General features: G+C 63.7%; 11 protein-coding genes. 3 read left to right on the top strand and 8 right to left on the bottom strand.

Going from position 1 to position 11,543, the window contains the following annotated elements; genetic code table 11:
• Positions 1 to 51: 51 nt before the first annotated feature.
• The 3 genes from AC0L3O_RS23575 to AC0L3O_RS23565 all read left to right on the top strand — a co-directional run bounded on the left by AC0L3O_RS23575 (position 52) and on the right by AC0L3O_RS23565 (position 3,179).
• Complete coding sequence (locus tag AC0L3O_RS23575; protein WP_473616794.1) at positions 52 to 1,239, top strand: ABC transporter substrate-binding protein; 1,188 nt, start codon at positions 52 to 54, stop codon at positions 1,237 to 1,239.
• 69 nt (positions 1,240 to 1,308) lie between these two features.
• Positions 1,309 to 2,196 (top strand): branched-chain amino acid ABC transporter permease, encoded by an 888-nt coding sequence (locus tag AC0L3O_RS23570; RefSeq protein ID WP_023799665.1) that lies wholly within the window; start codon positions 1,309 to 1,311, stop codon positions 2,194 to 2,196.
• Positions 2,196 to 3,179, top strand: coding sequence for a branched-chain amino acid ABC transporter permease (locus AC0L3O_RS23565; RefSeq protein WP_473616764.1), 984 nt, complete (start codon positions 2,196 to 2,198; stop codon positions 3,177 to 3,179). Before AC0L3O_RS23570 ends, AC0L3O_RS23565 begins: the two co-directional genes overlap by 1 nt.
• A gap of 95 nt (positions 3,180 to 3,274) precedes the next feature.
• Here the strand turns inward: AC0L3O_RS23565 and AC0L3O_RS23560 are convergent, their stop codons facing one another.
• From AC0L3O_RS23560 to AC0L3O_RS23525, 8 genes are all read right to left on the bottom strand, one after another.
• Complete coding sequence (locus AC0L3O_RS23560) at positions 3,275 to 4,129, bottom strand: PCC domain-containing protein (RefSeq protein WP_473616763.1); 855 nt, start codon at positions 4,127 to 4,129, stop codon at positions 3,275 to 3,277.
• Positions 4,130 to 4,139: 10 nt separating this feature from the next.
• Positions 4,140 to 4,898, bottom strand: a complete 759-nt coding sequence (locus tag AC0L3O_RS23555) for an SDR family NAD(P)-dependent oxidoreductase (protein WP_023799668.1) — start codon at positions 4,896 to 4,898, stop codon at positions 4,140 to 4,142.
• Positions 4,899 to 4,908: 10 nt separating this feature from the next.
• Entirely contained in the window at positions 4,909 to 6,534 is a 1,626-nt protein-coding gene (locus AC0L3O_RS23550; RefSeq protein WP_473616761.1) for an acyl-CoA synthetase, read from the bottom strand.
• Positions 6,531 to 6,710, bottom strand: a complete 180-nt coding sequence (locus tag AC0L3O_RS23545; protein ID WP_128167876.1) for a hypothetical protein — start codon at positions 6,708 to 6,710, stop codon at positions 6,531 to 6,533. Before AC0L3O_RS23545 ends, AC0L3O_RS23550 begins: the two co-directional genes overlap by 4 nt.
• Positions 6,707 to 7,558: an IclR family transcriptional regulator gene (locus AC0L3O_RS23540; protein WP_287172635.1), complete on the bottom strand. Its 852-nt coding sequence runs from the start codon at positions 7,556 to 7,558 to the stop codon at positions 6,707 to 6,709. Before AC0L3O_RS23540 ends, AC0L3O_RS23545 begins: the two co-directional genes overlap by 4 nt.
• Positions 7,559 to 7,566: 8 nt before the next feature.
• Entirely contained in the window at positions 7,567 to 8,370 is an 804-nt protein-coding gene (locus AC0L3O_RS23535) for an SDR family NAD(P)-dependent oxidoreductase (protein ID WP_287258575.1), read from the bottom strand.
• An 80-nt stretch (positions 8,371 to 8,450) separates the two neighbouring features.
• Entirely contained in the window at positions 8,451 to 9,467 is a 1,017-nt protein-coding gene (locus AC0L3O_RS23530) for a TRAP transporter substrate-binding protein (protein WP_128167878.1), read from the bottom strand.
• A gap of 29 nt (positions 9,468 to 9,496) precedes the next feature.
• The gene (locus AC0L3O_RS23525) at positions 9,497 to 11,341 is read right to left on the bottom strand and encodes a TRAP transporter large permease (protein WP_031255137.1); all 1,845 of its coding nucleotides are present in this window, start codon (positions 11,339 to 11,341) and stop codon (positions 9,497 to 9,499) included.
• Positions 11,342 to 11,543 lie beyond the last annotated feature (202 nt).

Below are 11,543 nucleotides of genomic sequence, written 5' to 3'. Positions count from 1 at the left end.
ATCATCAACGGCGCGTTGCGCCGCAATCGGAGGGAAGTAGCGATGAAAAAAATGGGATTTGTCCTGGCTTCGACGGCGAGCCTGCTGATGGCCGGCGCGGCCTATGCCACAGATGTCAAGATCGGCGTTCTGAATGACCGTTCCGGCATCTATGCAGACATCGCTGGCGAAGGCTCGGTCATCGCGGCCCAGATGGCGGTCGAAGACTTCAAGGCGACGGACAAGGGCATCAATGTGTCGATCGTCTCCGCCGACCACCAGAACAAGCCGGACGTCGGCTCGAACATCGCCCGCCAGTGGTACGACACCGAAAATGTCGATGTGATCGCCGATGTGCCAACCTCGTCGGTGGCGCTCGCCGTCAACGAGATCACCAAGGAGAAGAACAAGATCTTCCTCGCCTCGGGTCCGGCCTCGTCCGACCTCACCGGCAAAGCCTGTTCGCCCAACACCGTCCACTGGACCTACGACACCTGGGCGCTTGCCAACGGCACGGGCTCGGCCATGGTCGCACAGGGCGGCGATAGCTGGTTCTTCGTCACAGCCGACTACGCCTTCGGCCACGCGCTCGAGCGCGATACGACGGCGGTCGTCGAAGCATCGGGCGGCAAGGTTCTCGGCGCCGTCCGTCATCCTTTCCCCGGCCAGGATTTTTCGTCCTTCCTGCTGCAGGCACAAGGGTCGGGCGCCAAGGTCGTCGGCCTCGCCAATGCCGGCGGCGACACGATCAACGCGGTCAAGCAGGCGTCGGAATTTGGCATCACCCAGGGAGGCCAGGCGCTCGCCGCCCTGCTGATGTTCATCAACGACGTGCATGCGCTTGGCCTCGAAGTGGCGCAAGGCCTCGTGCTCACCAGCGCGTTCTACTGGGACAAGAACGATCAAACGCGGGAGTTCTCTGCCCGTTTCCAGGAGCGGAATGCCGGACAAAAGCCTTCGATGATCGAGGCCGGAGTCTACGCTTCTGTCCTGCATTACCTTAAGGCCGTCGAGGCCGTCGGCGACAAGGATGCGGCCAAGGTGATGGCCAAAATGAAGGAAATGCCGACCGAGGATCCGCTATTCGGCAAGGGCACCATCCGCGCCGACGGGCGCAAGCTGCACGACATGTATCTGTTCCGCGTCAAGAAGCCGGACCAATCGAAGGCTCCATGGGACTATTTCGAGACGGTAGCCACCATTCCGGCCGACAAGGCGTTCCGCCCGCTCGCCGAAGGCGGCTGTACGCTCGTCAAGTAAGCGAGCCTCGCCAACGATGCGCCGAACAGCTCGGCGCGTCGTTTTGTCGATAAGTCAGCTGGAGCGACCATGTTCGAACTGCTTGGAATTCCGCCTCAGGTCCTGTTCGGGCAATTGCTGCTCGGGCTGATCAATGGCTCCTTCTATGCGGTTCTGAGCCTCGGGCTGGCGGTCATCTTCGGTCTCCTGAACATCATCAATTTCACGCATGGCGCCCAGTACATGCTGGGCGCCTTCGGCGCCTGGATGCTGCTCAACTATCTTGGCGTCGGTTACTGGTGGGCTGTGTTCATCGTCCCGCCGATTGTCGGCGTCACCGGCATCGTGCTTGAGCGCGTCCTGATCCGACGGCTCTATCACCTCGACCATCTCTACGGGCTGCTTCTCACATTCGGCCTGGCGCTGATCATCGTCGGCTTCTTCCGCCAGTTTTTCGGCGTATCCGGCCTGCCGTACCCGCCGCCGCCGCTTCTGAACGGCGGGTACAATCTCGGCTTCATGTACCTGCCCAATTCGCGCGCCTGGGTGATCGTGGCTTCCCTCGTCGTGTGCCTCGCGACCTGGTTCATCATCGAAAAGACCCGGCTTGGCGCCTATCTCAGGGCTGCGACCGAGAACCCGACCATGGTCGGCGCGTTCGGCATCAACGTGCCGCTGCTGGTCACACTCACCTATGGTTTCGGCGTCGCACTCGCGGGTTTCGCCGGCGTGCTCGCCGCGCCGATATATGCTGTCAATCCGAACATGGGGGCAGACCTGATCATTGTCGTCTTTGCCGTCGTCGTCATCGGCGGCATGGGCTCGATACTGGGCTCGATCCTCACCGGCTTCGGGCTTGGGCTGATCGAGGGCTTGACCCGCGTATTCTATCCGGAAGGCTCGGCGGTGGTGATCTTTGTCATCATGGCGCTCGTGCTGCTGGTCAAGCCCGCGGGTCTGTTTGGACGGAGTGTGTGATGACAACCGACACCAACCCGATCGCTATGGCGGCCATAACGTCGGTCGGCGCTGCGGGCATGCCCCGTCATCACCTTGCGATCTTCGCCGCGCTGTTCGTCTTCCTCGTCGCCGCGCCATTTCTGCTCTATCCGATCTTTGTCATGAAGGTGCTGTGCTTCGCGCTGTTTGCCTGCGCCTTCAACCTGTTGCTCGGCTTCGGCGGTCTCCTGTCCTTCGGCCACGCGGCCTATTTCGGCATGGCGAGCTACGTCTCGGCCCATGCGGCAAAGGTGTGGGGCCTGACGCCTGAACTTGCCATTATCGCGGGCACGCTGGTGGCAGCCGTGCTCGGTCTCGCCATCGGCTCGCTCGCCATTCGCCGCCACGGCATCTATTTCGCCATGGTGACCCTGGCTTTTGCGCAGATGATCTATTTCTTCTCGCTGCAGGCGGCGTTTACCGGCGGCGAGGACGGCATCCAGGCCGTGCCGCGCGGCCATCTGTTCGGGCTGATCGACCTGAGTTCGAGCGAAGTTCTCTATTTCTTCGTGCTCGCCATCTTCTTCGCCGGCATATTGCTGATCTATCGGATCATCCATTCGCCGTTTGGCCAGGTGTTGAAGGCGATCCGCGAGAACGAGCCGCGCGCGATCTCGCTGGGCTATCGGGTCAACCGCTACAAGCTCGCCGTATTCGTGCTGTCGGCCACGCTCGCCGGCGTCGCCGGCGCAACCAAGGCCATCGTGTTCCAGTTGGCGTCGCTTACCGACGTCTACTGGACGATGTCCGGCGAAGTCGTGCTGATGACGCTGTTGGGCGGCATGGGCACGGTGTTCGGACCGATCGTCGGCGCGGCAGTCATCGTCACGATGCAGAACTACCTCGCCACATTCGGCGACTGGGTCACGATCGGCCAAGGCATCATCTTCGTTGTCGCGGTGCTGTCGTTCCGGGAAGGCATCGTTGGGGTCCTGGCAAAATGGATGCGAAAACCGCTCTGACCGGGTCGTGAAACCTAAATTTCGGATGATCCTGATCCACGGTCGACCAAGTGGGGCCGCAGCGACACGGCACACAGCGTGGTCAGCATCCTCAACTAGGCAGATTTCTCATCGGATGCGACAACCAGCAGTTCGAACGTCACGCAGACGGGGTTAGCGTCGCGGCGAAGGCGACCTGAGCTTATCACACCGTCCATGCCGACCAGCGCGATGTCGAGCGTGCAACGACCGGAGCGCACGGCGCCGTCCGTGACGAGAACTTCCGTCGCATAGGAGAAGACCGCCGAGCCGTCGTCGAAATCCGCGCCGACCAGGCTGCCGATGCCCTGGATCGAGGCGTGGTCAAAGCCGTGCCGTCGGCAAAGGGCTTCGATCGCCTGGCCGATATCCTCGTTGGGCCTTACCGTGCAGATGGCGGCGCGGCGGCCGCGGCGCTCACCCAGGAGCGGAGCCCTGATCGGCGCGAAAAGGCGAAAATTCGTCTCGGCGTCGTCGCGCACGTCGAACAGCGCGCCCTCGATACCCCAGGCGGTGACCTCAACCGGCTCCGCCAAGCGCGAGTCGAGCGGCAGGAGATGGCCCATGCGGCGCACGCCGTCGGGGGTGCGCCAGATGCCATGGCAATGAAAAAATGCCCGCTCGTCGCGCCGGCCGGCGACGAGGCCCGCATCCTCGATGACCGTTATGCCTTCCGGTGCGAATGTATCGCTGTACCACGCGGCGTGCGTGCCATCTGGAGAGGCGGCGGGGACGACGTAGCGCATTGGGTCAACCCGCGCGTTGCGCAGGCGGATATATCCGCTGCTGAATCCGGCGACCGCGAGGGCCTGCGCCACGGCGTCATTGATCGAGCTGCCGGCTTCAAGCCGCAGCGTCAGCGACTCTGCGGCGCAGGGCATCGCTGCGAAACGTTCCGATGCGATCGGACCGGGATGGCGGATGCTGCGCATCGGAGCCATCTCAGGCGACAAGGCCGGCATGGATGAAGCCGCCATCGACGGCGAGAATCTGGCCGTTGATGTAGCTGGCCTCGTCTGAAATCAGGAAAGCCACCGCTCCCGCGATCTCGCGCGGCGTGCCGTAGCGGCGCTGCGGCACGCGCTCCAACCACTGCCGACGAACATCCTCGGTGTGGACAGACTGCGTCAATGGCGTTTCGATCGGCCCGGGTGCGACGGCGTTGACGCGGATGCCATCGACGCCGAGCTCATTGGCCATGACGAGCGTGAGCAGATTCTGACCGCCCTTCGATGCGCCGTAGGCGCTGCGGCCCTTGTTGCCGCAAAGACCAGAAACAGAGGTGATATTGACAATCGCCCCCGGCAGCTCCCGTTCAAGCCAGTAGCGCGCCGCAGCCCGCGAGACAATGAACGTTCCGGTGAGGTTCACGTCGACAATCCGGCGGAAATCCTCGACGCTGGTCTCGACCGACGGCCGGTCCATCGCTATGCCGGCGCAGTTCACGACCGCGGCGAGGCTGTGCGCGGCGGTGATCCGGCCGATGGCCTCGTCGACAGCCGCTTCGTCGACGACGTTGCAGACGATGCCGCGTTCCTCGCTGAGGCCGAGATCCGTGCAGGCCGAACCCAGCGCTGGCGCGGCGAGGTCGAGGAGGAAGACCTCGAAGCCGCGCTCGGTCAGCAGGCGCGCCGTCTCAAGGCCGATGCCCGATGCGCCGCCGGTGATCGCCACGGCGCGGCTTTGGTGGCTGCTGTTCATCGCCTGCTCCTCATGCCGAGAGCTTCGGCTCGGACGGTCCCAACTCGCCGCGGCGCTCCAGCTCTTCGCGAATCAACTTCTTGGCGATCTTGCCATAGGCCGATTTGGGCATCGTCTCCCACCACACGAAGCGCTTGGGCATCTTGTAGCGGGCGAGCTTGCCTTCCAGCCAGCGCTCAATCGCGATCGTTTCGCGCACAACGCCGGCGCGGGCGACGCAAACCGCGACGCCGACCTCGCCCCAGACGGGATCGGGAATGCCGAGAACAGCGGCTTCGCTGATGTCGGGATGGAGCAGGATCTTCTCCTCGATCTCGCGCGGATAGATGTTGGAGCCGCCGGAGATATACATGTCGGACGAGCGGCCGGTGATGTAGACGAAGCCGTCCTCGGACATGTGGCCCAGATCGCCGGTGCGGAACCAGCCGTTGCGGAACGCTGCGGCGTTGGCTTGCGGGTTGTCGTAATAGCCGGCGAAGACTGCAGGCCCGATCACGCAGATTTCGCCGGTTTCGCCCGGCGAGACGGCATTGCCGGCGTCGTCCTGGATCTCGACCTGCATGGCTGTGCGCTCGAAACCGCAGGTTCCGATGCGCGCCTGCGGGCCATCCTCGACGGAATGATAGGAAGGAGGCTGCACAGTGATATTGCCCGTGACTTCCCCCAGGCCAAAATACTGGACCAGAACCGGCCCGAGCTTCTCGAGCGCCCGCTTCTGGTCGGCGCGGTACATCGGCGCACCGGCATAGATGACATAGCGCAACGAGGAATGGTCGAACCGGTCGACGCTGTCGTCCTCGACCAGCATCTTGAGGATGGTCGGCACGGTGAAGGCGTTGGTCACCCGCCATTCTTCGACCAGCGCCCAGACCGTCGGCACGTCGAGCTTGTCGGTTGGCAGCAGGATAGACTTGGCGCCGTGCGCCACCTGCACGAGTTGATGAATGCCGGCCCCATGCGACAGCGGCGCCACCACGATCGAGGCGTCGTCGCGCGTCGTGGCGGGCATCAGGTCGCACAAATGATTGGTGATGACAAAGCCCATCTGGCCATGCGTGAGCACGGCGGCCTTTGGCCGGCCGGTCGTGCCGGAGGTGAAGAAGAACCAGCAGGGATCGTCGCGATCGACGGCGACGCTGGCAACGGTCCGGCCGGCAAAACGGGCGGCGACGGCGTCGTAGTCATCGCCGAAGTCGGCCGCGCCGATCGACAGGACGAAGTCGATCCCGGGGGCTGTTTCCCGGCAGGCAGCAGCATGAGCCGGGAAGCCCGCGCCGCAGATCAGGCCACGCGCGCCGCTCGCCTTGGCGAGGTAGGCGACTTCGTCCGGCGACTGGCGGTAGTTCGCCGGCACCCAGACGGCCCCGAGCCGGAAGCAGGCGAACATAGATTCGAACATCTGATTGCAATTGGCCGACTGGACGAGGATTCGATCGCCCTTTGTCACGCCGAACGCGTCGCGGAGTGCAGCGGCCATCGCGTTGACGCGCGCTTCCATCTCGCGCCATGTCCACTGCCGCTCGCGCCAGACGAAGCCAATATCGTGCGGATTGCGGCGTGCCGCCTGGGTCAAAAAATGCGAGAGGTTCATGACGCGCGTGGAGGAAGGCGTCACGCCGCCTGCAGCCATGGTCATGACTTCGCGCGCTCCAGCGAAGACACGTAGACGAAGATGGCGGCGACGTCGCAGGGCTCGACACCGGCATGAGCAAGCGTGGACGCCGCTGCCGTCGCCATCAACTGCCCGGTGTTTTCCAATTCCGACTTTCCTAACGCGGAATGCGCCCGTCCGTCGGTGTGAGCCTCCGTCATTGTGACAACCTCCTGGTGCGCGGCTTTAAAGTGGGGTGCTCGCGCATATGCGCGCGCGAGGCGAACATCTGGGCAAGCCGTTCCTCGACGCGCTTTGCCTCCAGCATGAGATATCCGACGAGTTCGATTTGCCTCGCCGGCTGCATCCGGCTGTCGATCGCCGCGATCGACAGCGCGCCGACTGGCCGTGCGTCGGCGCTGCGAAGCGCAACCCCAACGCCCCAGGAATTGGCGACGATGCGGCCGGGATTGAGCGAATAGCCGTTGGCGCGCGTCGTCTCTACATCGCGCCGGATCTGCTCGACCGGCAGCATTGGGTAGTCGGATTTGAGCACCGCGTCGTTGGCGGCAAGCACCGCTTCCACTTCCTCGTCGGGGAGTGCGGCGAGCATGGCGAGCGAGCCGGCGCCGACGCCCAGTGGATGCTCGAAGCCGGCCTGCAGCGCGTGGGTCCTGACCGGATAGGTCCCCTCCTCGCGATAGAGGCAGACTGAGTATGTGTCGCGGCGGACCGAGAGGAAGCTGGCATCCTCAGTCTTCTTCGAAAGGCGCAGCAGACTTTCCATCGAGACCTGAAGCAGGCCGAAACGTCGCGAGGCGAGGCTGCCCAGCACGTAGGCCTCCTCGCCGAGATAATAGCGCCGCGTCGTCTCGTCCTGCTCGATCATTCCCGCGCGCATCAGCGCCAGCAGCAGGCGGCGCGTTGTCGGCTTGTTGAGCCCACTTTCCTCGACGATATCGGAGAGCGAAACACCGCGGTCGGCGTGCCGGCCGACCATCGAAAGAAGGCTGAGCGCCCGGTCGACGCTCTGCGAGCCGGTCTGATCGCGGTCTGGGGGCGGCGCCATGTCCATGGTCAGCGGAGCTCGCAGACGGCGCAGCTTTGGCCGCCATCGACAGGCAGGCAAACGCCGGTGACGAAGCGCGCCTCCTCGGAGGCAAGAAACACGGCCGCCGCAGCGACGTCCCACGCTGTTCCCATCCTGCCCATCGGCACCATGGCGTTGCGGGCGGCCACCATCTCGTCAGCCGAGCCGTATTGGCTGGAAATCTGCTGATAGATCATCGGCGTGTCGATCAGGCCCGGCATGATGCAGTTGGCGCGAATACCTTGCCGGGCATATTGCATGGCCAGCGCCACAGTGGCCTGGTTCACCGCGGCCTTGGCCGCATAATAGGCGAAATAGGGATAACCGACGTAGCGTATCGCGGCGAGTGACGAGATATTGACGATCGCACCGCCGCCGCCCTTGAGCATATGCGGCAACACCGCCTTGGCGGTGCGGTAGACCGATCCGATATTGAGATCGAGGGCGGCCTGGAACGCGTCCTCATCGAGTTCAATGGGACCGCCCATTTGGGTCACGCCCACGTTGTTGTGCAGGATGTCGATGGCGCCGAACGCCTCCATTGCCGCCGCTGCTGCCAGTTCGACTGAGGCCAGATTGGTCACGTCGGCCGACAACGCGATCGCCTGGTTGCCTTCGTCGCGGATGATTTCAGCGGTTTCAGCGGCGGCCGCCGCAGCGAGATCGACGCAGGCGACGCGCGCGCCTTCGCGCGCGAAGGCGACCGCGGCTGCCTTGCCGTTGCCCCAGCCGGGTCCGGACGACCCGGCGCCAAAGACGATTGCGGATTTTCCCCTGAGCCGGTCGACCACCATGGAATTCCTTACAAAAATCGCGGCAGTTATCGGGCGGTTGAGCCACATGCCCTGCCCGCCCGGGAACTGCCCTGCGCTCAGGTCAGGCTGGCGCCAACAGCCTTTTCCAGGATGGCCCAGGCTTCGTCGCCGTACTTGCCCTTCCACTCGGAGTAGAAGCCGGCGTCCTTCAGCGTCTGCCGGAACGGGGCCGCATCCGGATGGTTGATCTTCATGCCCTTGGCGGCGAGCTCCTGCTCAAGCGTGGCATTGAGCTTGGCGACGTCCTCGCGCTCCTTCACGCCGGCCTCGTTGAGGTTCCTGGCGACGATCTCGCGCATGTCCTGCGGCATCGCCTCCCAGGCCCGCTTGTTGGCGAGGAACCAGAAGCCGTCCCACATGTGGTTGGTGACCGAGCAGAACTGCTGCACCTCGTAGAGCTTGGCCGTCGAGATGATGGCGAACGGGTTTTCCTGCCCGTCGACAATCTTCGTCTGCAGCGCCGAATACACTTCGGCGAAGTTGATGCTGGCCGGCGCCGACTTGAAGGCGGTGAACATCGAGGTCCAGAGCGGGCTGACCGGGACGCGAATCTTGAAGCCTTCGAGGTTAGCGGGCGTCTCGATCGGGCCGACGGAACTGGTGATCTGGCGAAAGCCGTTGTCCCAGATCTTTTCCATGACGACCAGGTTCGATTTCTCGATCTCGCCGCGCACATATTTGCCGAGGTCGCCATCCATCGCCGCCCACACGGCGTCGTAGTCCGAGAAGGCAAAGCCGATGCCGCTGATCGAGGCATTGGCGACGAGCGTGGAGAGGATCAGCGGCGACAGCGTAAAGAATTCGACGCCGCCCGAGCGCACCTGGCTCAGCATGTCGGTGTCGGCGCCGAGCTGGTTGCTGGGGAATATCTGGATGGCGACGCGGCCGCCGGTCTCCTCGCGGATCTTCTCGACGGCATCCTGCGCGCGCAGGTTCATCGGGTGGGTGAGCGGCAGGTTGTTGGCGTATTTGTAGTTGAACTCCGCCGCCTGCGCCCCGGCGTAGCGGATGGTGCTCACGAGCGGGATGGATGCGGCTGCGCCTATCATCAAGCTGCGGCGGGTGATGGTCATCGTGTTTCCTCCTGGTTGAATCCGAGTGGTTAGAGATAGGCTACCGACAGCGCCGGGACGGCGGCGATCAGCAACAGGCCGGCAAGCAACGCACCGAGGTAGGGCCAGATGGCGCTCATAGCCTCGTCGGGCGAGACGTCGCCGATCTTGCAGGCGATGTAGAAGCCGATGCCGATAGGTGGCGCCATGAGTCCAATGTTCATCGCCGTCACGACGACCATCGAATAGTGCACGTCGTTGATACCCAGCCGAGCGGCGATCGGAAACATGATCGGCGCCATCAGAACGATCGCTGGCAGACCTTCAAGGACGCAGCCGAGAACCATGAAGACGGCGATGGTGACGAGCATGAAGGAGAACCAGCCTCCCGGCAGGTCGGTCATGTAGATGGCCAGTTGGTTGGCGAAGCCGGTTTGCGTCAGCGCCCAGGCCATTGCCGAGGCGGTGCCGAGAATGAGCAGGATGGCGCCGGACAGCGCCGCCGTCTCGACCAGCATGGCGTAGAATTTCTTGGCGCCGATGCCGCCATAAAACAAGGCGCCGATGACCAGCGCATAGAGCACGGCGATTGTGGAAACCTCGGTGGCGGTGGCGACGCCGCCGCCGACGGCGCCGCGGATCAGGAAGGGAAGCACCAGTGCGGGGGCGGAGACGAGCAGCGTCTTCCAGACGAGCGAGAACGGAGCGCGATGTACGCCTTCCATGCTTTCGCCCGAAGCCTTCCAGCGCGCGAGCACCGCAAGGACGAGCAACAGAACCACGGCGATGACGAAGCCGCTGGTGAAAAGCGCGGCGATCGAAACGCCGGCGACCGAGCCGAGCACAATCAGCACGATCGATGGCGGCACCGTATCGGCCATCGCAGCGCCGGTTGCGAGCAACGCGATCATCTCCTTGGGCTTGTGGCCGCGCCGCTTCATTTCGGGGAAAAGTGCCGGAGCGACAGTCGCCATGTCGGAAACCTTCGAACCGGAAATGCCCGAGACCAGGAACATCGAGCCCAGCAGCACGTAAGACATGCCGGCCTTCACATGGCCGAGCAGCGACGCCATGAATTCGACGATCGCCTTGCCCATGCCTGTCGCGTCGAGCACACAGCCGAGCAGGACGAAGATCGGCACCGACAGCAGGATGAGGCTCGACATCCCCTCGTCGATGCGGCCGACAAGCACGATCATCGGCACGTGCGTGCTGAAGGCGATGAAGGCGATCGTGCCGACGCCGAAACAGAAAGCGATCGGCACACCGAGCAGAAGGCAGACCGCCACCACGCCGACGAGAAAGATGACGATGTTGGCGTAGCCGAGCGTGAGGAACAATGGCGAAAGCAGCCAGCCGACCACGGCCAGTGCGGCAATCACTGCGACAGCGGCGGCCAGGTTGGCGAGCGTCGCTGCGCGGATCGCGTGGCCCACGGCGATAACCGACATCAATGCCAGCCCGGCGACAATTGCCGAGGCGCGGAAGCTCATCGGAATGTTGAGCGCTGCCGAGGTGACGTACCACTCTTCCTGTACATACTGGCTTGCCGGCACGATCAGCGCGAGCAGCACCGTCGCCACGACGAGCAAAGCGAGGGCGTCCACGAAGTGGCGGCCGCGCTCGGGGATCAGGTTGAGGAAGATGGTAAGACGCAGATGCTCGTTGCGGTCGATGGCGATCGCCGAGCCGAGCATGGCGAGCCAGAGAAAGGAGATGGAGGCGGCCTCATCGATCCAGACGATCGGCAGCGATAGCACGTAGCGCGAGATGACGCCGGCGAGCAGCAGACCGATGACGAAGACGAGCAGGATCGAGGCCACCGCCTCGACCGGCCACATCAGCCGTGACCCTGGCCGCGCATCCAGCACCTCGGCCGGCGTATCGATGATCATCGTGTTGTTGCTGGCGGCTGCCATGCTTCAAGCTCCTCCGCTCGGACCAGGCAACAACGCCTGCTCACGCCGAAATCGGGAACGAGGCGATCTCCTCCCGCTCATTCCAGATTTTCGCACACAGGTCTATATCATGGACCAATTATTTCGCATAACCGATTTTTGCCATGCGATCGGCTGTATATCAGCGACTTGCGGCGAA

The sequence above is a fragment of the Mesorhizobium sp. WSM4810 genome, assembly GCF_055811235.1.
Note: the sequence above shows the minus strand (reverse complement) of the source record. Positions and strands in the feature narration are given on the sequence as shown.